18 protein-coding genes are annotated in these 18,262 nt (G+C 71.6%); 10 read left to right on the top strand and 8 right to left on the bottom strand.

Annotated elements, in window-relative coordinates:
• Window positions 1-111 precede the first annotated feature (111 nt).
• The 4 genes from P8T65_RS03025 to P8T65_RS03010 form a co-directional block, all read right to left on the bottom strand.
• Complete coding sequence (locus P8T65_RS03025) at window positions 112-1,131, bottom strand: LacI family DNA-binding transcriptional regulator (RefSeq protein WP_316723851.1); 1,020 nt, start codon at window positions 1,129-1,131, stop codon at window positions 112-114.
• Window positions 1,132-1,206: 75 nt separating this feature from the next.
• A complete protein-coding gene (locus P8T65_RS03020) occupies window positions 1,207-2,037 on the bottom strand; it encodes an ATP-binding cassette domain-containing protein (protein ID WP_316723850.1) in 831 nt (276 codons plus the stop codon).
• Window positions 2,034-3,047, bottom strand: coding sequence for an ABC transporter permease (locus P8T65_RS03015; RefSeq protein WP_184903146.1), 1,014 nt, complete (start codon window positions 3,045-3,047; stop codon window positions 2,034-2,036). Before P8T65_RS03015 ends, P8T65_RS03020 begins: the two co-directional genes overlap by 4 nt.
• A gap of 249 nt (window positions 3,048-3,296) precedes the next feature.
• Window positions 3,297-4,325, bottom strand: a complete 1,029-nt coding sequence (locus P8T65_RS03010) for a sugar ABC transporter substrate-binding protein (RefSeq protein ID WP_184903148.1) — start codon at window positions 4,323-4,325, stop codon at window positions 3,297-3,299.
• A gap of 250 nt (window positions 4,326-4,575) precedes the next feature.
• On the opposite strand from P8T65_RS03010, the gene P8T65_RS03005 reads away from it, so the two are divergent.
• From P8T65_RS03005 to P8T65_RS02965, 9 genes are all read left to right on the top strand, one after another.
• Window positions 4,576-5,538: a carbohydrate kinase gene (locus tag P8T65_RS03005; RefSeq protein ID WP_316723849.1), complete on the top strand. Its 963-nt coding sequence runs from the start codon at window positions 4,576-4,578 to the stop codon at window positions 5,536-5,538.
• 85 nt (window positions 5,539-5,623) lie between these two features.
• A complete protein-coding gene (locus tag P8T65_RS03000; RefSeq protein ID WP_316723848.1) occupies window positions 5,624-5,926 on the top strand; it encodes a putative quinol monooxygenase in 303 nt (100 codons plus the stop codon).
• Between the two features lie 133 nt (window positions 5,927-6,059).
• Window positions 6,060-7,409, top strand: a complete 1,350-nt coding sequence (locus P8T65_RS02995) for a GAF domain-containing protein (RefSeq protein WP_316723847.1) — start codon at window positions 6,060-6,062, stop codon at window positions 7,407-7,409.
• A gap of 56 nt (window positions 7,410-7,465) precedes the next feature.
• Entirely contained in the window at window positions 7,466-8,986 is a 1,521-nt protein-coding gene (locus P8T65_RS02990) for an aldehyde dehydrogenase family protein (RefSeq protein ID WP_316723846.1), read from the top strand.
• 15 nt (window positions 8,987-9,001) lie between these two features.
• Window positions 9,002-9,370, top strand: coding sequence for a DUF779 domain-containing protein (locus P8T65_RS02985; protein ID WP_184903156.1), 369 nt, complete (start codon window positions 9,002-9,004; stop codon window positions 9,368-9,370).
• A gap of 50 nt (window positions 9,371-9,420) precedes the next feature.
• The gene (locus tag P8T65_RS02980) at window positions 9,421-10,434 is read left to right on the top strand and encodes a zinc-dependent alcohol dehydrogenase (protein WP_316723845.1); all 1,014 of its coding nucleotides are present in this window, start codon (window positions 9,421-9,423) and stop codon (window positions 10,432-10,434) included.
• A gap of 40 nt (window positions 10,435-10,474) precedes the next feature.
• Complete coding sequence (locus P8T65_RS02975; protein ID WP_316723844.1) at window positions 10,475-11,590, top strand: NAD(P) transhydrogenase subunit alpha; 1,116 nt, start codon at window positions 10,475-10,477, stop codon at window positions 11,588-11,590.
• Window positions 11,587-11,928, top strand: coding sequence for an NAD(P) transhydrogenase subunit alpha (locus P8T65_RS02970; protein WP_316723843.1), 342 nt, complete (start codon window positions 11,587-11,589; stop codon window positions 11,926-11,928). Before P8T65_RS02975 ends, P8T65_RS02970 begins: the two co-directional genes overlap by 4 nt.
• 5 nt (window positions 11,929-11,933) lie before the next feature.
• On the top strand, window positions 11,934-13,352 hold the full coding sequence (locus P8T65_RS02965; protein WP_316723842.1) for an NAD(P)(+) transhydrogenase (Re/Si-specific) subunit beta: 1,419 nt from the start codon (window positions 11,934-11,936) through the stop codon (window positions 13,350-13,352).
• Window positions 13,353-13,437: 85 nt separating this feature from the next.
• Here P8T65_RS02965 and P8T65_RS02960 read toward each other — a convergent pair whose 3' ends face one another.
• Window positions 13,438-15,396 carry a PAS domain S-box protein gene (locus P8T65_RS02960; RefSeq protein ID WP_316723841.1) on the bottom strand — a complete coding sequence of 653 codons (1,959 nt, stop codon included), beginning with the start codon at window positions 15,394-15,396 and terminating at the stop codon, window positions 13,438-13,440.
• A gap of 263 nt (window positions 15,397-15,659) precedes the next feature.
• Here P8T65_RS02960 and P8T65_RS02955 point away from each other — a divergent pair, with 263 nt between their 5' ends.
• Complete coding sequence (locus tag P8T65_RS02955; protein ID WP_316723840.1) at window positions 15,660-16,064, top strand: Hsp20/alpha crystallin family protein; 405 nt, start codon at window positions 15,660-15,662, stop codon at window positions 16,062-16,064.
• Window positions 16,065-16,669: 605 nt separating this feature from the next.
• Here the strand turns inward: P8T65_RS02955 and P8T65_RS02950 are convergent.
• From P8T65_RS02950 to P8T65_RS02940, 3 genes are all read right to left on the bottom strand, one after another.
• Window positions 16,670-17,182 (bottom strand): universal stress protein, encoded by a 513-nt coding sequence (locus P8T65_RS02950; RefSeq protein WP_316723839.1) that lies wholly within the window; start codon window positions 17,180-17,182, stop codon window positions 16,670-16,672.
• A 211-nt stretch (window positions 17,183-17,393) separates the two neighbouring features.
• Window positions 17,394-17,654, bottom strand: coding sequence for a DUF1876 domain-containing protein (locus P8T65_RS02945; RefSeq protein WP_399102954.1), 261 nt, complete (start codon window positions 17,652-17,654; stop codon window positions 17,394-17,396).
• A gap of 101 nt (window positions 17,655-17,755) precedes the next feature.
• Window positions 17,756-18,208, bottom strand: coding sequence for an OsmC family protein (locus P8T65_RS02940; protein ID WP_316723838.1), 453 nt, complete (start codon window positions 18,206-18,208; stop codon window positions 17,756-17,758).
• Window positions 18,209-18,262 lie beyond the last annotated feature (54 nt).

The following is an 18,262-nucleotide window of genomic DNA, read 5'->3' as shown; positions in this document are numbered from 1 at the left end:
CGGGTTCCTGCTTCACGGGCCCCTGACCGAGGCAAAGATGCCCTGCACCTCCACCCTGAACGCTGGAGCAGTGGGCAAGTGATCGGTAGCGGAGGAACTCGGCGCGGAGCCCTACGGGGCGGGCGCCGGCTGCTCGCCCGAACCACGGACGATCAGCCGGGTGGGGACGGTGAGTGTGCGTGCGCGGGAGCGGTCGCCGTCGAGTCGGGCCAGAGCGGTGGTCGCGGCGGTCCGACCGATCTCCTCGGGGTCCTGCGCGACGACGGTCAGGGCGGGTTCCAGCGCCTCGGCGAGCGACACGTCGTCGAAGGCGACCACCGCCACCTCCTTGCGCTTGCCGCGGGCGAGTTCGGCCACTATGCCCAGCGCCATGATGTTGTTCCCGGCGAACAGGGCGGTGGGCGGGTGGGGCAGTTCGAGGAGCTGGGCGGTCGCGGCCGCGGCACCCCGCTGGTCGTGCGCGTCGGCGACCAGCGCGGGGTCGTAGGGGATGCCCGCCTCCCCCAGCGCGGCGCGGTAGCCGGCGAGTCGCTCGCGGCGGGTGTACAGCTTGGCGGGCAGGTCGCCGACGAAGCCGATGCGTCGGTGCCCGTGGGCGATGAGATGGGTGACGCCGTCCAGGGCACCCGCCCGGTTGGAGCTGACGATGCTGTCCGTGGTGAGTCCGACCCCGGGGCGGTCGAGGAAGACGACGGGCAGCCCCGCCGTACGCTGCGCCCGCAGGTGGGAGTGGTCGGCGCCGACCGACGGCACGACGATCAGGATGCTGACGCGCCGGGCCAGGAACTTGGCCGTCAGGGAGCGTTCACGGTCGGGGTCGTCGGCGGACGACCCCATGAGCAGCGTCAGCCCGCGTTCGCGGACGCTGTCCTCGATGCCCCGGGCGACGGCCCCGAAGAACGGGTTGCCGAGGTCGGGAACGACCAGTCCGACCGTGGTGTCCGGGCCGCCGACGCGCATGTTGCGGGCCATGAGGTTCGGCTGGAAGCCCAACTGGGCCACCACGGCGAGGACTTGCTCCCGGGTCTGCGCCGAGACGGGTCCGTCCTCGTTGAGGACGCGGGAGACCGTCTTGGCGCTGACGCCGACTTCTCGGGCGACGTCGGCCAGGGTGGGGCGGCGCGCTGCCATGGAGGAAACCGTCTCCTGTGGGCTCTCGGTCCCGGCCGCGGCCTTCGGCCGGAACTGCGAGAGCGTGTCGTGCTGTCAGGTGGCCTGTACTCCGGCGGCCTTTGCGGCCTCCGAATCCGCTACGACAGTAGCGCCGGCCGCGTCCACGGTGAGCGCGCCGGTCATGATGGCGACGACCTCCGCCATCGAGTAGTCCGACGGCTTGATCACGGCCGCGCGCCTGCCGAGGCGGTGGACGTGGATCCGGTCGGCGATCTCGAAGACATGCGGCATGTTGTGGCTGATCAGGACGACCGGCATGCCCTTGTCACGGACCCGGCGGATGAGGTCGAGGACCTGACCGGACTCCTTGACGCCGAGGGCGGCGGTGGGCTCGTCCATGACGACGACGCTGCGGGCCCAGGCGACGGCACGGGCCACCGCGACGGCCTGCCGCTGTCCTCCGGAGAGGGTCTCGACGGCCTGCGTGAGCGAGCGCAGGCCGATCTTCAGATCGGCCATGTGCTCCGCGGCCTCCTTCCGCATGCGCTTCTTGTCCAGCATGCGGAAGGCGCTGCCGAGCACACCGGGGCGGCGCAGCTCACGGCCGAGGAACATGTTCGAGGCGATGTCCATGGACGCGGCCACGGCGAGGTCCTGGTACACCGTCTCGATGCCGTGGGCGCGTGCGCTCTGCGGACCGGAGAAGGTGATGGGCTCGCCGTTGAGGCGGATCTCGCCCGCGTCCGGGGTCACCGCGCCGGTGAGGGCCTTGATCATGCTCGTCTTGCCGGCGCCGTTGTCACCGATGACGGCCAGCACCTCGCCCGGCATGAGGTCGAAGTCGGCGCCGTCGATGGCGGTGACATGGCCGTACCGCTTGACCAGACCGCGGGCCTGCAGAACGGGGGTCGGGGTGGCGGTCATCGGGCCTTCTTCCGGGAGATCTGGTCGACGGTCACCGCGAGGATCACCAGCACACCGGTGATCAGCGTCTGGTAGATCGAGGCGACACCCATCAGCTGCAGGCCGTTGCGGAAGACACCGACGATCAGCACACCGATGAAGGTGCCCAGGACCGATCCGCGTCCGCCGAACAGGCTGGTGCCGCCGAGGACCACGGCGGTGATGCTGTCCAGGTTGTCGGTCTGCCCGGCCTGCGGATCGCCCACGCCGGTACGGGAGATGAGCAGCAGGGCGGCGATGCCGTAGAGCACGCCCGCCACGGTGTAGACGCCGATGGTCAGACGGGAGGTGCGGATACCGTTCAGCCGGGCCGCCTCCGGGCTGTTGCCGAGCGCGTAGACGTGCCGGCCCCAGCCGGTGCTGCTCAGCGCGTAGGCGAGGAGGAGGAACAGGGCGATGGTGACCAGCGAGCCGTAGGTCACGTCGGTGTAGCCGAGCGGGAAGGTCTCCCCGAGCGCCGTCAGCGGACCGGGCAGGTTGGTGACCGTCTGCTCCTCGGAGTAGATGTGGGTCAGGGCGAACGCCACATTGAGCATGCCGAGGGTGACGATGAACGGCGGCAGCGGGATCTTCTGCACCAACACGCCGTTGAGCAGGCCGAATCCGCCGCAGACGACCAGGCCCAGGCCGATGGCGGCCAGCGGCGGCAGCGTGCCCTCGGCCGCCATCCTGGCGATCACGATGCTGCCGAACGCCATCACGGCACCGCACGACAGGTCGATGCCGGCGGTGAGGATGATCAGGGTCTGGCCGATGGCGAGCGTGCCGACGACCATGACCTGCTGAATGATCAGGGAGAAGTTGCCGCCGGTGAGGAACTGGTCGGTCGAGAGGGAGAAGAAGGCACAGGCCAGGAGCAGGGCGGCCAGAGGCCCGGTGGTCGGAGCCGTGAGCAGCCTGCGGGCCGTCGTCGGGGCTTTCAGCTCCGCGTACGGCGAGGAGGTGCTCGGGGGCGTGGACGTGGCTGTCATGCGAAGTCCTTGTCGGAAGACAGATCCTTGTCGCCAGGACAAGGGGGGCGGCCGCTCCCGCCGGTCGGGGAGGTGGCGGGCCGGCCGCCCCGCACAGGGAGGTGGCGGTCTCGTACGGGCCTGGGGCCTGTCGTTCGGATCACGCCGGCTTCGGGCCGCGGCGCCTGAAGACCACCGGTGAGCGGGGCTCGGTGCGTGCCGAGCCCCGCGGCCCAGGCGTGTTCCTGACGACAGGTCCTCGGGGACGGCTCAGCCCCAGCAGTTCTCCAGGCCGTAGGCGGTGTCCTTCGACGCGACGCCGTCCTGTGCCTTGTCGGAGATCAGCGTGACGCCGGTGTCGGTGTAACCGGACGCCTTCTTGCCGTCCTTCGCGTAGGTCACCACGGCCTTGACGCCCTCGGCGGCCATCTTCAGCGGGTACTGCTGCGAGGTCGCGGCGATCTTTCCGTCCTTGACGGCCTGGGTGCCGGTGCAGCCGCCGTCGACGGAGACGATCAGGACGTCCTTCTCCCGGCCCTTGGCCTTCAGGGCGGTGTAGGCGCCGAGGGCGGCCGGCTCGTTGATGGTGTAGACGACGTTGATGTCCGGCTCCTTCTGGAGGCAGTTCTCCATCGCCGTCTGCCCCTTGGCCTGGTCGCCGCCGGTGTCCTGGGCACAGGCGACGTCCTTGTCGGTGGCGCCGAAGCCCTTCAGGAAGCCCTCGTGGCGCTGCACGCCGACGGAGACCCCGGGCGCGAGGTCGAGGGCGGCTATCTTCGCCTCCTTGCCCTTCATCGCGGCCTTGGCGTATTCACCGATCAGTTCGCCCGCCTTGACGTTGTCGGTGGCGAAGAGGGCGTCGACCGCGCTCTCCGGCTCGGTCGGGGTGTCCAGGGCGATGACCAGGACGCCCTTGGCCTTCGCCTTCTCGATCGCGGGGACGATCGCCTTGGAGTCGCTGGGGGTGATCAGGATGCCCTTCACCCCGGCGGCCACCATGTTCTCGATGGCGGTGACCTGACCGGCGTTGTCCCCGTCGAACTTGCCGGCGGCGGTCATCAGCTCGACGCCCTCGGCCTTCGCGGTCTTCTCCGCGCCTTCCTTCATCTTCACGAAGAACGGGTTGGTGTCGGTCTTGGTGATCAGACCGACCTTGACGTCGCCCGAGCCGGAGCCGGAGGAGTCCGAGCCGGAGTCGGCACCGGAACCGGGCCCGCAGGCGGTGAGGGCGAGTGCCGCGACACCGGTCACGGCGGCGGCTCTGAGGACGGCGGAGGACAGGCGAGCGGTGCGAGACATGAACACTCCTGTGGGATTGCGAGCGGCACGGGGCCGGGAGTTCGGAGCATGCCGCCCCGATGTGTCATCGCTGACTTATGTCATCGTTGACACTGCATGGCGAGGATGATGGACTCCGTCTCGCGGCAACGTCAATGCCTTGCACCCGTCACAAATCGGCAACGTCCACGACCGCGGTCCCCGCGCCCCGTTCCACGGCCGTGTCACCGAGCGCCCGCTGTCCCGGTCCTCCCGGAGAGAAGAGCAGCCCATGAGCCCGCGCCAGATCACCGTCCTGGGGGAGTGCGTAGCGGACGCCTTCGCCGAAACCCCGGCCGCCCCGAACGAACTCGCGCTGCGCGTCCTGCCCGGTGGCGGACCCGCGAACACGGCGGTGGCGCTGGCTCGTCTGGGCACCCCGGCTCGTTTCCTCGCCCGCCTCTCCGACGACCTGTTCGGCCGTCTCTTCCGGAGCCATCTGGAAGCGTCCGGCGTGGATCTGTCGTACGCCGTGGCCGCCGCCGAGCCCAGCACGCTGGCCGTGGCGGAGCTGGACGCGCAGGGGCAGGCCGTGTTTTCCTTCCACGCCCAGAACACGGCCGACTGGCAGTGGACTCCGGGAGAACTGGAGCGGGTGGACCTGTCGGAAGCCGTCTGCGTGCACACCGGCTCACTGGCGCTGGTCCGCGCGCCGGGCGCGACCGCGGTGGAGGAGTTCCTCGACCGGGCGGCGCCCGGGGCCACCGTCAGCATCGACCCCAACGTCCGGCCGCTGCTGGTCCACCCCGACGTCTACCGGGAGCGGCTCGCGCGCTGGTGCCGCCTCGCCGACATCCTGCGGCTGAGCGAGGACGACCTCGAACTGCTGCTGCCCGGCACCTCGCCGGAGCGGGCCTGCGACATCTGGCACGCCGCGGGGGTACGCCTGGTCGTGATCACGCTCGGCGCCGACGGCGCCCTCGCCTCCCTCGACGGCGAACGGGTACGGGTGCCCGGGGTGACCACCCGGGTCGTCGACACCGTGGGCGCCGGGGACTCCTTCACCGCCGGGCTGCTGCACCACCTCGCGGAAGGCGACCTCCTCGGTGGCCGGCTGGCCGGTCTCGACGTCGACGACGTGGCCGAGGCCTGCCGTTTCGCCGCCCGGGTCGCTGCCCTGACCTGCTCGGTCGCCGGCCCCAATCCGCCCTGGCGGGAGCAGCTGGCACAACCGGTGACCGCCGCCGACGCGTGACGGCGCGTACGCCGCCCGGCTCCTGAACCAGCGACCCCGCGCCCCACGCACCCCCCGGCCCAGCCACGGACGAGGACACGCCACCATGACGAAGACCCTGCTCGCCGAGTTCACCGCCCGTGAGGGAGCGGAGGACGAAGTCACCCGCCTGATCCGGGACTACGCCCTCAAGGTGCGCGCCGAGGAAGGCAACCTCGCCTTCGACGTCTACACCAAGGAGGCCGCGCCGCGTGCCTACTGGATCTTCGAGGTCTACCGGGACGAGGACGCCTTCCAAGCGCACCTGAACGCTGCCTACGGCTCCCCGTTCAACGCCGCCCTCACCCCGCTGATCGAGGAGGACGCCTCGGTGCTGACGTTCCTCGAACCGCTGGACACCCGAGGGTGACCCGCTCACGGCCGTGATCGTCGCGGGTGGGGCCAACAGGCCCTTACCCGAGGGCCGTTCGGCATCTGCGGAGCGTCGCGGCACCAGGGCGAGGCTGTGGGGGCAGGCAGGAAGCAAGGACGCGGGAGGTGCCATGGACGCGTCGACCTCCCCGTCGATGCCCGCGCCGCTCGCCCCGCACGAGCCGTACGCGGCCGAGCCCTCGCGCGGAGCCCCGCCCGAGACGCGACCTCTGGTGTTCGAGTCATGGCAACGCTGTGAGTCGTGCGGCGTGCGGCCCGACGGAAGCCGACTGCCGCCGCTGCGCCGCACGTCCCAGGACCTGGCGGCCTACCGGAGCACGCACCCCCTGGCCGCTGTCATGCCCCTGCTACGGGAGCTGCTCGGTTCCGGGGCGGCGGACGACGGGCACGTGTTCGCGGTCGGGGACGTCGAGGGAACCCTGCTGTGGGTCGAGGGTGACACCAGGACCGTCGCACGCGCCGAGAGGATGCACTTCGCGGAAGGAGCCGGGTGGTCCGAGGGGCAGGCCGGAACGAACGCCCCCGGCACCGCACTGGCGCTGGGCCACCCCGTCCAGATCGTGAACGGCGAGCACTACAACTCCGCCGCACACGCCTGGTCCTGCGCGGCGGCCCCCGTACGCGACCCCGCCACCGGGCTGCTGCTGGGCGTGGTCGACCTGACCGGTGGCAGCACCATCGCCACACCCCCCGCGCTCGCGGCGGTGCGTGCCGCCGCGCTGGCCGCCGAGGCGGAACTCGCGCGCGGGCTCCCCGCACCGCCCGTCCTGCTCGGGCCCGACGGACGACCGCTGAGCCCGCCCGATGCCGTCGCCACGCGGTGCGGCGCCGACGTAGGGCTGACGGCGCTGGGCCGGGACAGCGTCCTGCTGGCGCACGCCGGCCGCGTGCACCGGCTCAGCCCACGGCACAGCGAGATCGTCGTGGCGCTCGCCCTGGAAGGCCGGGGCGTGCCCGGCGGCCGACTCGCCGTGGACCTCTCCGAACGGGAGGTGCCCCCGTCGACACTGCGAGCCGAACTCACCCGGCTGCGCGCGGCGCTCGGTCCCGGCCTCCTCGGCTCCCGGCCCTACGCGCTGCTGCGGCCCGTGCGCAGCGACTTCGGGGACGTCGCCGCGCTGCTCGCCGAGGGGCGGGCGGAGCAGGCGCTGGACCGGTACCGCGGACCGCTGCTGCCACGCTCCGAGGCGCCGGTCGTCGTGGAACACCGGCGCGCCCTGGAACAGCAGGTGCGCGGTGCCGTGCTCGGCGCCGGCGACCCCCGGCTGCTGCGCCGCTGGGTCGACACGGCCTGGGGGGCCGACGACGCCGTCGCGTGGCGGACGCTCGCCCACCTGCTTCCCGGTGGTTCGGCACAGCGCGCCGCCGCCGCGGCGCGCGCCCGCGCACTGGACCCGGAGATCCTCGTGCCACCCCAGGCCCGGCGTTATGCAGCGCAGTTGCAGCGTTCCCCTTCCTAGCGTGGTGACATCACCCCGATCGTCGTGACGGGACACCGAAGGGAAAGGGGACGGCCATGAAGTACGAGCCTCCGGGCAGGCCGGGCAGCGTCGTCGACGTCGCCCCCCGGTACGAGAACTTCATCGGCGGCAAGTGGGAGGCACCCACCACGGGTCAGTACTCGACCAACCTGTGCCCCGCCACCGCCAAGCCGATCTGCGAGATCCCCAAGTCCGGGCCCGCGGACATCGAACTCGCCCTCGACGCCGCGCACTCGGCGAAGGACGCGTGGGGCGAGGCCTCCACGGCCCAGCGGGCCGCGGTGCTGAACAAGGTGGCCGACGCCATCGACGCCCACCGTGAGGAACTCGCCGTCGCCGAGAGCTGGGAGAACGGCAAGCCGGTCCGTGAGACCCTCGCCGCCGACATCCCCCTCGCGGCCGACCACTTCCGCTACTTCGCCGCGGCGATCCGCGCGGAGGAGAGCGAGATCACCGAGATCGACAAGGACACCATCGCCTACCACTTCCACGAGCCGCTCGGCGTGGTCGGACAGATCATCCCGTTCAACTTCCCGCTGCTGATGGCCGCGTGGAAGCTCGCCCCCGCGCTCGCCGCGGGCAACGCCACCGTCATCAAGCCCGCGTCGCCCACCCCGTGGTCGATCCTGAAGCTGATGGAGGTCATCGGCGACATCGTGCCGCCCGGCGTCCTCAACGTCGTCAACGGACCGGGCGCCGAGATCGGCAAGGCGCTCGCCACCAACAAGCGCATCGCCAAGGTGGCCTTCACCGGAGAGACCACCACCGGCCGGCTGATCATGCAGTACGCGGCCCAGAACATCATCCCGGTCACCCTGGAGCTGGGCGGCAAGTCGCCGAACATCTTCTTCGACGACGTGCTGGCCCGCGACGACGACTTCCTGGACAAGGCGGTCGAGGGACTGGTGCTGTACGCGTTCAACAAGGGCGAGGTCTGCACCGCTCCCTCGCGCGCACTGATCCAGGAGGACATCTACGAGGAGTTCATGGGCCGCTGCCTGGAGCGCATCCGCGCCATCAAGCAGGGCCACCCGCTCGACACCGACACCATGATCGGCCCGCAGGTGTCCAGGCAGCAGGTCGAGAAGATCGCCTCCTACGTCGACATCGGCGTCAAGGAGGGCGCCGAACTGCTCGTCGGAGGCCACCGGCCCACCCTCGACGGAGAACTCGCCGACGGCTACTTCTACGAGCCGACCGTCCTCAAGGGCCACAACCGCATGCGGGTCTTCCAGGAGGAGATCTTCGGACCCGTCCTCTCCGTCACCACGTTCAAGGACGAGGCGGAGGCACTGCGCATCGCCAACGACACCCTGTACGGCCTCGGGGCCGGCGTGTGGAGCCGCGACACCGGGCGCACCTACCGCATGGGCCGCGCCATCAAGGCGGGCCGCGTCTGGACCAACTGCTACCACCAGTACCCGGCCGGTGCCGCGTTCGGTGGCTACAAGGTCTCCGGCATCGGCCGCGAGACCCACAAGATGATGCTGGACCACTACAGCCAGACCAAGAACCTCCTGGTCAGCTACAGCGACAAGCCCCTGGGACTGTTCTGAGGGGAGTGGTCGGACATGCCCGCGCACGTCGAGTACGGCACCGCCGGGCGCGTCACGGCCACCCGGGCGGCGCGCCGGGCCATCGAGGCCCTGCGTGCCGCCCACGGGGGGCCGGTGATGTTCGTCCAGTCCGGCGGCTGCTGCGACGGGAGCGACCCGATGTGCTTCCCCGCCGGTGAGTTCGCCGTCGGTGAGGGCGACATGCTGGTCGGTGTGATCGTCGGTTGCACCTTCCACATGGACGCCGACCAGTACGAAGCCCTCGGCCGCCCCCTCTTCGTCCTGGACGTCGAGCCCGGCACACCGGGCGGGTTCTCCCTCCCGGCCGGGGAGGGGCTGAGGTTCGTGACCCGCGTCAAGGAACCCCGCCGCAAGGCCGGCTGACCGGCCGGCAGCCACCACACCGCAGTACAACGCTGGGAGAGGGAAAGATCATGAAGGCAGCGGTCGTCACCGACTTCGGCAAGCCCCTGGAGATCCAGGAACTTCCCGTCCCCGAGCCCGGCCCCGGTCAGGTGCTCGTCCGGATGGAGGCCTCGGGACTCTGCCACACCGACATCCACGCGGCCCACGGCGACTGGCCCGTCAAGCCGCGGCCCCCGTTCGTCCCGGGTCACGAAGGCATCGGCCCGGTCCACGCCGTCGGCGCGGGCGTACCGGCCGACCTGGTCGGCACACGCGTGGCCGTCCCTTGGCTCGGCTCGTCCTGCGGCACCTGCCGCTTCTGTGTCTCCGGCTGGGAGACCCTGTGCGAGAGCCAGGTCAACTCCGGCTACTCCGTGGACGGTTGCTACGCCGAGTACGCCGTGGCGGACGCGGGCGCAGTCGTCCGGGTCCCCGAGGGCGTGAGTTCGTTCGACGCGGCACCCCTGACCTGCGCGGGCGTCACCACGTACAAGGCCGTCAAGGTCGCGCGCGTGGTCCCCGCCGAACGCGTCGCCGTCTTCGGCATCGGCGGACTCGGCCACCTCGCCGTCCAGTACGCCCGGCTCGTCGGAGGCTTCGTCACCGCCGTCGACCTCGAACCGGACAAGCTCGGCCTCGCCCACCGGCTCGGCGCCGACCACCTCGTCAACGCCCGTACGCACGACCCGGTCGAGGAGATCAGGAACGCGGGCGGCGCGGACGTGGCCGTCGTGCTCGCCGCCGCACCCAAGGCGTTCGAGCAGGCCTACCGGTCGCTCAACCGCGGTGGACGCCTGGTCATGGTCGCCCTGCCCGCCGACGACGCGGCGATCGACGTGCCGATCTTCGAGACCGTCCTCGGCGGGATCTCCGTCATCGGCTCCATCGTCGGCACCCGTCAGGACCTCAGCGAGGTGTTCGCCCTGCACGCCGCCGGACGCACCCAGGTCATCGCCGAGCCGCGCCGCCTGGACCAGGTCAACGACTCCTTCGACGAGGTGCTCGGCGGACGTGCCGAAGCACGGCTCGTCTTCCGGTTCTGAGGCCCGGGCACCCCCGGACCACAGGGAGAGGCAGCAGATCATGGCCACCGTCATCGTGGGAGCCGTACGGGAACGAGCGCCCGGCGAACGTCGCGTCGCCCTCGTCCCCGAGGCCGTCACCCTGCTGCGCCGGGCCGGCATCGACGTTCTCGTCGAGACCGGTGCCGGCAGCGGCGCCTGGTTCACCGACGCCGAGTACGCCGAGGCGGGCGCGACCGTCGTGGTCCTGGGCGAGCTGCTCGCAGCCGCGGACGTCGTCCTGTGCGTCGGGCCGCCCGACGCGGACGCCGTCAGGTTGCTGCACCCCGGCCAGACCCTCGTCGGCCTGCTCGAACCACTGCGCCACCCCGAGCTCGTCGCCGGGCTGACGGACCGCGGAGTGCACGCGGTCAGCCTCGATCTGCTGCCGCGCACCCTCAGCCGCGCCCAGTCCATGGACGCGCTGACGTCCCAGGCGAGCGTCGCCGGCTACAAGGCGGCCCTGCTCGCCGCCGACGCCTACGACCGGTTCTTCCCGATGCTCACCACCGCCGCGGGCACCATGCGTCCCGCTCAGGTGATGGTCCTCGGTGCCGGTGTCGCCGGGCTCCAGGCGATCGCCACCGCCCGGCGCCTCGGCGCCGTCGTCACGGCGTACGACGTACGCCCCGCATCCCGAGGGGAGGTGGAATCCCTCGGCGCCCGGTTCCTCGACATCCGGAGCCCTCACCAAGCGGAATCGGGCGCCGGACAGGGGGGCTATGCACGGGAGCTGACCGAGGACGAGCAGCGGGCCCAACGCGAGGCGCTGGACGCGCACATCGCCCGCTCCGACGTCGTGATCACCACTGCCCAGGTCCCCGGACGCAAGCCCCCGCTGCTGGTGACCGGCACCGCACTGGCGGGCATGAAGCCGGGCTCGGTCGTCGTCGACCTCGCGGCGAGCGAACTCGGCGGGAACGTCGAGGGCTCCGAGCCCGACAAGACGGACGTGCGAGCGGGCGGGGTCACCGTCATCGGCGCCGGACGACTGCCGTCGGCGATGGCGACCGCCGCGTCCACGGCGTACGCCCGCAACCTCGTCGCGCTGCTGCGCCACCTCGTGCGCGACGGAGAACTCGTCCTCGACCCGACGGACGAGATCACCGGAGCCCTGATGGGAGACGGAACATCATGAACGACCTCGATCTGCTCACCGCGATCACCGTGTTCGTGCTGAGCGTGCTGGTAGGTGTCGAAGTCATCAGCAAGGTCCCGGCGACCCTCCACACACCCCTGATGTCCGGCTCCAACGCCGTGCACGGGATCGTCGTCATCGGCGCCATGCTGATCGCCGCCGAGTCGCACGACTGGATCGGCTGGACGCTGGCCTTCGTGGCGATGGTGTTCGGTGCCATGAACGTCGTCGGCGGGTACGTCGTCACCGACCGGATGCTGGAGATGTTCAAGGCCAGGCAGGCCGTACCGAAGCCGGAGCGGTCCGCCACCGGCACACGTGAGAAGGCGGAGGTGTGAGCGGCATGGACACCGTCTCGAACGCCGTCCACTACATCTTCCTCGGCGCTGCCGCGTGCTTCGTGCTGGGTCTGCACCTGATGAACCATCCCCGCACCGCCCGCCGCGGCAACACCCTCTCCGCCATGGCCATGGCGGCGGCGATCGCGGCGACCGTCTGGCTGGTGGCGGACGAGGGCGTGATCGACCGCGCCGGCTGGCTCGTCCTGGGCACCGGCGGACTCGTCGGCGCGGCGCTCGGCCTGTGGGCCGCGCGTGAGGTGCGGATGACCGCGATGCCGCAACTGGTGAGTCTCTTCAACGCCGTCGGCGGTGGCGCCGCCGCCCTCATCGCGATCAACGATCTGCTCCAGGCCGACGACCCGGCTGCGATCGGCGCCCGGGTCGCGCTTCCCGGGGCGCTGGACATCGTCATCGGCGCGGTGACCTTCTCCGGATCCCTGATCGCCGCCGGCAAACTCCAGGGCGTCGTGTCCGGGGCGCCGGTGGTGTTCCCCGGGGCACGGCTGCTCAACGCGCTGCTGCCGGTCTCCTTCGTCGTCGGCACGGTCTGGCTGGTGCTCGCCCCGGACTCCCGCACGGCCCTGTACGGGCTGACGGCCGTGGCACTCCTGTTCGGCGTGACGATGGTGCTGCCGATCGGCGGCGCCGACATGCCGGTGGTCATCGCCCTGCTGAACGCCTTCACCGGGTCGGCGGTCGCGATGGCCGGCTTCGTGCTCGACGAGACCGCGCTCATCGTCGCCGGCATGCTCGTCAGCTCCTCCGGCGGCATCCTCACCAAGCTGATGGCCGACGCCATGAACCGGTCCGTCGCCAACGTCGTCGTGGGCGGCTTCGGTACGGGTGACAGCGCCCCGGAGACAGCCCCCGCGGGCGGGACACCCGCCCAGGTACGGGCGGTCTCCGCCGACGACGTGGCCGTCCAGCTGGCGTACGCGAGCAAGGTCGTCCTCGTCCCGGGCTACGGACTGGCCGCCGCCCAGGCCCAGCACGAACTCGGCGACCTGGCACAGCTGTTGACCGACCACGGCATTGACGTCAGCTACGCCGTCCATCCGGTCGCGGGCCGTATGCCGGGCCATATGAACGTGCTCCTGGCGGAGGCGAACGTGCCCTACACACAGCTGAAGGAGATGGAGGACATCAACCCGCAGTTCCCCCAGGCGGACGTGGCCCTGGTGGTCGGCGCCAACGACGTGACCAACCCGATGGCCCGCCGCCCCGGCAACGCCATCTCCGGAATGCCGATCCTCGATGTCGACAGGGCCAAGAGCGTCGTCGTCATCAAACGCTCCATGGGACACGGCTACGCGGGCGTCGACAACGAGCTCTACACCGACCCCAGGACCGGCATGTTCTTCACCGACGCCAAGCAGGGACTGGCGCAACTGAAGTCGGCGGTAAGGGAGTTCGTCGGCTGAGAGGGAGGACGGGACCAGGGGGGAGGCCCGGGGAGAGCCGGAGGGCGAGGGAACCCTCCGGCTCGGCCGGGTCCCGTCGGTGGTGTCACAACTTGAGCGTGAACCAGGTGGTCTTCCCGTCGTCCGTCGGGCGCACTCCCCAGCTCTCGGAGAGCGCGCGGACCAGATGCAGACCACGTCCCGACTCCTCGTCCTCCGCCGCGAGGCGCGGCTGGGGGAGGTGCGGGCTGTTGTCGCTGACCTCGACCGTCAGATCCGTGGCCGTACGGCACACCCGCAGCCCGACGGGGCCCTCGGCGTGCTGGACGGCGTTCGTCAGGGTCTCGGAGAGCAGCAGCAGCGCGTGGTCGGCCGGCTCGGCGCAGTCCCAGGAGGTGAGCGCCTTGGTGAGGAACGCCCTGCCCTCGGGCACCGAGGAGGGAACGGCCGGCAGATCGGTGGTGACGGACGCGAGCGGCGCGGCCGGCAGCTGGGCGAGGAGCAGCGTGACGTCGTCGTTGTGGCTCTCGGCGTCGGGCAGCAGCCGGGCGAGCACGTGGTCGGCGGCCGCCTCCAGACACGAGTCCTGGACGAAGAACCCGTCCAGGGAGGAGACGAGTTCCCCGATGTGGTCGTCGATGTCGCTGCCGGGGGTCTCGACCAGGCCGTCCGTGTAGAGGACGAGCGTGGCCCCCGGCGGGATCTCCTCGCAGGACTGCTGGTAGAGGATGCCCCCGACGCCGAGGGGCGCGTTGACGGGTGTGGTGAGCCGGCGGACGTGGTCGCCGGGGGAGGCGATCAGCGTCGGCAGATGGCCGGCCGAACAGACGGTCACGGTACCCGTGTCCGGCGCGATGACCAGATAGCAGCAGGTCACGAGCTGGTCGGGGACGTCGAGGTCGGCGACGCAGGTGTCGAGGGCCTGCATCAGCTGACGCGGTTGCATGCCGGTCTTGGCCAGTGCGTGCGCGGCGGACCGCAGCTGGCCCATCACGGCGGCGGCCTCCAGGCCCCGGCCCATGACATCACCGATCAGCACGCCGACCCGGCCCGCGCCCAGCGGGACGAGGTCGAACCAGTCGCCGCCGACACCCGCGCCCTGGGTGGCGGGCCGGTAGCGGCTCGCGGTGGCCAGCCCGGTGATCGCGGGCGGGGTCCCCATCAGGCTGCGCTGCAGGGTGAGCGCGATGTGCCGCTGCTGCTCGTACAGGGCGGTGAGTTCGGCCTCCGCGCGCTTGCGGTCACTGATGTCCCGCACGATGGCGCAGGCCCCGACGACCGTGCCGTCGGTGTCCCTGGTCGGCCACAGCGTGACGTCGACGTCCAGCAGGGCCCCCGCCCGGGTCAGGCGCAGCGTCTCGAAGTGCTCCACCTTCTCGCCCTGCCGCAGCCGCTCCATGAGCGCGCTGATCTCGTGCCTGCGGTCCATCGGGGCGAGGAACGACATGTGGCGACCGATGGCCTGCTCGGCCGTGTAGCCGTACAACCGGTGGGCGGCCGCGTTCCAGTACGTGATGTGGCCGTCGAGGGTCTTGGCGAGGATCGCGTCCTGCGACGACTCGACGAGCGCGGCCAGCTCGTTGATACGCCGCTCGGCGGCCTTGCGGTCGCTGACGTCGCGCACGGCGGCGGACACCAGCAGTCCGTCCGCGGTCTCCAGCGGACTGAGGCTGATCTCGACCGGGAACTCCGTGCCGTCCCTCCGTAGCCCGTGCAGCTCCAGTCCGGCGCCCATCGGGCGCACCTGCCGGTTGGCGGCGTAACCGTCGCGGTGCCGGGTGTGGTGGTCGCGGAAGCGGTGCGGGATGAGCAACTCGACCGGCCTGCCCAGCAGTTCCTCGCGCTGGTAGCCGAACAGGGCCTCCGTCTGGGCGTTGACCAGCCGGATGGTTCCGGTGTCGTCGACGATGACCATGGCGTCCGGCGCGGCCTCCAGCAGCCCCCGGAAGCGCTCCTCGACCACGCTCGGTCCACCGCCGCCTTCCAGTCGCACACCGCAGCGACCGCACTCCCGATCGGTGGTCCCGGCGCGTCGCGCCGACGCCACCGGGACGAAGTCGTTCATGTCCGTGCCACCCCGCCTTCCCTGACGATTCGGTCATCCCACTGCATCCGTGCCGGACGGGCTACTGTTTGTCATCAACTGTGCTTCTATCGAATGAATTTGCATGATTGGCGCCTCAAATGCCCGTCCTGCCGCGTCCACTGTTCGACAGAGCCAGGACACGTCGGAAGTCCAGGGCCGACAGGCTCCCTTCGGGACCGATCGGCTCACGCGGGTGGATGCCCCGCGGAGAGACGCTGAAAGTGACGAGGAAGGAGGCAGACATGAGCGGCATGATCGAGCGGCTGCCCCTCTGGCCGGCACTGCCCGACCTGTTCGGCTGGGCCGAGACCGGCCTGACCGGGCCACACGGCATCCGTGTCGAGGAACACCTGACGGACGGCAGGTACGTGGTGCGCGCCGAACTGCCGGGGATCACCCCCGAGAAGGACGTCGAGATCACGGTCACCGAGGGCGTGCTGACCCTGCGGGCCGAGCGCCGTGAGGAGATCGCGGAGAAGCACCGCACCGAGTTCCGCTACGGGACCTTCACCCGGTCCGTACGGCTCCCGGCCGGAGCCAGGGGCGACGAGGCGACCGCGGAGTACAAGGACGGCGTACTGACCGTCACGGTCCCGGTGCCGGAGACGAGGACGGCCACCCGGACGATCCCGGTGCGGGCTGCCTGACCGGGGCGACTCCGGACCACACCATGGGCGCAGCCGACCGATTCACCTCCGGCTGCGCCCATGTCCGCTGTACACACTCGCGCGCGTGACCGCCCGGGCTCCGTAGGGAAGGGGCCGCCCGGAGGGTGGTCGCAGGTCCGGGGGCTCCGGCCGGCGTGAGGACCGAGGGGGCCGCCTCGTCCGTCGGGTCTGTTTCATGAGCGCCGCCTCCCATGCGTTCCGCGGTCCGCCGCCCTCCGCGGTCCGGCCCGCCCGACGAGCTTCGTCCGGCGTCGCCCGTACGGGAACGGGGCGACCGGTCCGAACGAAGGACCGTCCGGGACCGGCCCCGGCCGAACGTCCCAAGAACCGCCGCGCCGGTGCCGGCACGGCTCGCGGGCCGGGAAGGCACCGCGGCCGTCCGGGCGATGGCCGAGGGACGTACGAGAGCACCAGGGGGTCGACGGCCCTTCTGCCGGTCGTGGCCGCGGGTCTCACCCTCGTCCTGACCGTGCGGGTTCGACACGCTCGTCGTACGACCGCCGCGCGTGCGCGGGGGCCCGAGGCAACCTCCGCCGCCGACCGAGCGCCCGGCGCACGGACGCCAACACCCCGCCGCCGTGCGCCTACGCGGCCCCACGTCCGGCGAAGGGCGGCGTCCCGGAGGGGTCCGGGGGTGAGGCGTGCCGTTCGGGGACGGGCACCGTGACGACCGGGACCGTGGCGTGCCGCAGACAGTCACGGGCGACCGCGCCGACAGCGGGGTGTCCGTACTCGTGGTGGTCGCCGCGCCCCAGGGCGAGCAGTTGCGCGCCGCGGGCGTGCTTCAGCAGGACCCGCGCGGGCGACCCCTCCACCACGACGGCGCGCACGGCGCCGTCGAAGCGCGGGCCGAGGGCCCGGCGCACTGTTCCCGCGAGCAACCGCGCGGCCCGAAGGCGTTCCTCGGCGGCGTCCGGGTGGGCCGACGCCGGAGCGTAGGGGGCGAGCGCGGAGCCGGCGGTCTCCCAGGCGTGGACGGCGACGACGTCCGCGCGCTGGGCGTGGGCCTGCCGTACGGCCCACCGCAGCGCGGCCACGGACGCGTCGGATCCGTCGACGCCGACGACGATACGGTTCCCGGCGGTCGGGTCCGGCATGACGGCCTCCCTGGACGGTCTCTGGTCCCACCGTGCCACTCACCGACGCCGCGGGACGTGGGCCGGGGGACCCGTCCGGGCGGCCCAACGGCCCCTTGCCGCCGGGCCGCCCGGCGGGAGCGACTCCCTCACCCTGCCGTCGGGTGGCGACTGCTCCGGGGCGACCGCCTCGGAGGGCCCCGGCCGCCCACCCCGGGCCCACGGTTCGCTCTCACGCCTGGACAGGGCCGGTGAGCTGAACGATGTCGTCGGACGCGACATCGTGGAGGCGGATGGCCAGGTCCTCCAGGGCACGGCTCGCGGCGAGTTCGTCGCCGATCTCCGGAATGGGGCGGTCGATCGGGTTGCGCCGGGCCACCCCCCTGCCGGTGAGGTGCGCGGTGTCCCGCGTGCCCAGGACGGCACGCGCGTGCGTCTCGTCACCCTCTTCGCTGATGTAGATCTGGACGGTCCACCGCTTGGCTTCCATCATGATCACTTCCGTCCCGCTCCTCGTCTTCCACTTCTCAGCGTGCGCCGGTCCCGAGGGTCGGTCCAGGGCCCGTCGGCCCCGGCCTTCACGGAGCCGCGCGTTCAGGACTCCAGCTCCAGGCGGATCTCCGGAGGTTCACGCAACGTGTTGTGGACGGTGCAGTGGGAGGCGACGGCCAGCAGGGCGGCCCGCCGCTGCTCGGACAACACCGGCGGCAGACCGATGACGATGCGGACGGCGCCGACGCGGGCCGGCCGGTCAGGTGCCATGACGAATTCCGCGTGGACCCGCAGCCCGGCGTGGCTCAGGCCGTGCCTCCTGAGGTACCGGCCGGCGTAGAAGGCGACGCAGGTGGCCAGGGAGGCGGCGAAGAGTTCGGTCGGCGTCGGCGCGGTGTCCGTGCCGCCCGCCTCCGTGGGCTGGTCGACCATGATCCGGTGACCGCGGATGTCGACCGCGTAGGCGTCCTGGTGGACGTGGGTGACGTCGAGATGGTGCACCTGCGCCTCCGGGGCGCCGGGAGCGGTGGCCGTCCGTGCTGCGGTGCCGGTCATGACCGGACCTCCTCGTCGGGTGGACCTCGTCTCCCCTTCAGGGGACCGCGCGGG

The organism is Streptomyces sp. 11x1, from assembly GCF_032598905.1.
Lineage (GTDB): Bacteria > Actinomycetota > Actinomycetes > Streptomycetales > Streptomycetaceae > Streptomyces.
This window is presented reverse-complemented; position numbering and strand designations above follow the sequence as displayed.

Excerpts from the sequence above, each read along its gene's own strand:
- P8T65_RS03025 (WP_316723851.1), bottom strand. The coding sequence starts at position 1,131 with ATGGCAGCGCGCCGCCCCACCCTGGCCGACGTCGCCCGAGAAGTCGGC.
- P8T65_RS03020 (WP_316723850.1), bottom strand. The coding sequence starts at position 2,037 with ATGACCGCCACCCCGACCCCCGTTCTGCAGGCCCGCGGTCTGGTCAAG.
- P8T65_RS03015 (WP_184903146.1), bottom strand. The coding sequence starts at position 3,047 with ATGACAGCCACGTCCACGCCCCCGAGCACCTCCTCGCCGTACGCGGAG.
- P8T65_RS03010 (WP_184903148.1), bottom strand. The coding sequence starts at position 4,325 with ATGTCTCGCACCGCTCGCCTGTCCTCCGCCGTCCTCAGAGCCGCCGCC.
- P8T65_RS03005 (WP_316723849.1), top strand. The coding sequence starts at position 4,576 with ATGAGCCCGCGCCAGATCACCGTCCTGGGGGAGTGCGTAGCGGACGCC.
- P8T65_RS03000 (WP_316723848.1), top strand. The coding sequence starts at position 5,624 with ATGACGAAGACCCTGCTCGCCGAGTTCACCGCCCGTGAGGGAGCGGAG.
- P8T65_RS02995 (WP_316723847.1), top strand. The coding sequence starts at position 6,060 with ATGGACGCGTCGACCTCCCCGTCGATGCCCGCGCCGCTCGCCCCGCAC.
- P8T65_RS02990 (WP_316723846.1), top strand. The coding sequence starts at position 7,466 with ATGAAGTACGAGCCTCCGGGCAGGCCGGGCAGCGTCGTCGACGTCGCC.
- P8T65_RS02985 (WP_184903156.1), top strand. The coding sequence starts at position 9,002 with ATGCCCGCGCACGTCGAGTACGGCACCGCCGGGCGCGTCACGGCCACC.
- P8T65_RS02980 (WP_316723845.1), top strand. The coding sequence starts at position 9,421 with ATGAAGGCAGCGGTCGTCACCGACTTCGGCAAGCCCCTGGAGATCCAG.
- P8T65_RS02975 (WP_316723844.1), top strand. The coding sequence starts at position 10,475 with ATGGCCACCGTCATCGTGGGAGCCGTACGGGAACGAGCGCCCGGCGAA.
- P8T65_RS02970 (WP_316723843.1), top strand. The coding sequence starts at position 11,587 with ATGAACGACCTCGATCTGCTCACCGCGATCACCGTGTTCGTGCTGAGC.
- P8T65_RS02965 (WP_316723842.1), top strand. The coding sequence starts at position 11,934 with ATGGACACCGTCTCGAACGCCGTCCACTACATCTTCCTCGGCGCTGCC.
- P8T65_RS02960 (WP_316723841.1), bottom strand. The coding sequence starts at position 15,396 with ATGAACGACTTCGTCCCGGTGGCGTCGGCGCGACGCGCCGGGACCACC.
- P8T65_RS02955 (WP_316723840.1), top strand. The coding sequence starts at position 15,660 with ATGAGCGGCATGATCGAGCGGCTGCCCCTCTGGCCGGCACTGCCCGAC.
- P8T65_RS02950 (WP_316723839.1), bottom strand. The coding sequence starts at position 17,182 with ATGCCGGACCCGACCGCCGGGAACCGTATCGTCGTCGGCGTCGACGGA.
- P8T65_RS02945 (WP_399102954.1), bottom strand. The coding sequence starts at position 17,654 with ATGATGGAAGCCAAGCGGTGGACCGTCCAGATCTACATCAGCGAAGAG.
- P8T65_RS02940 (WP_316723838.1), bottom strand. The coding sequence starts at position 18,208 with ATGACCGGCACCGCAGCACGGACGGCCACCGCTCCCGGCGCCCCGGAG.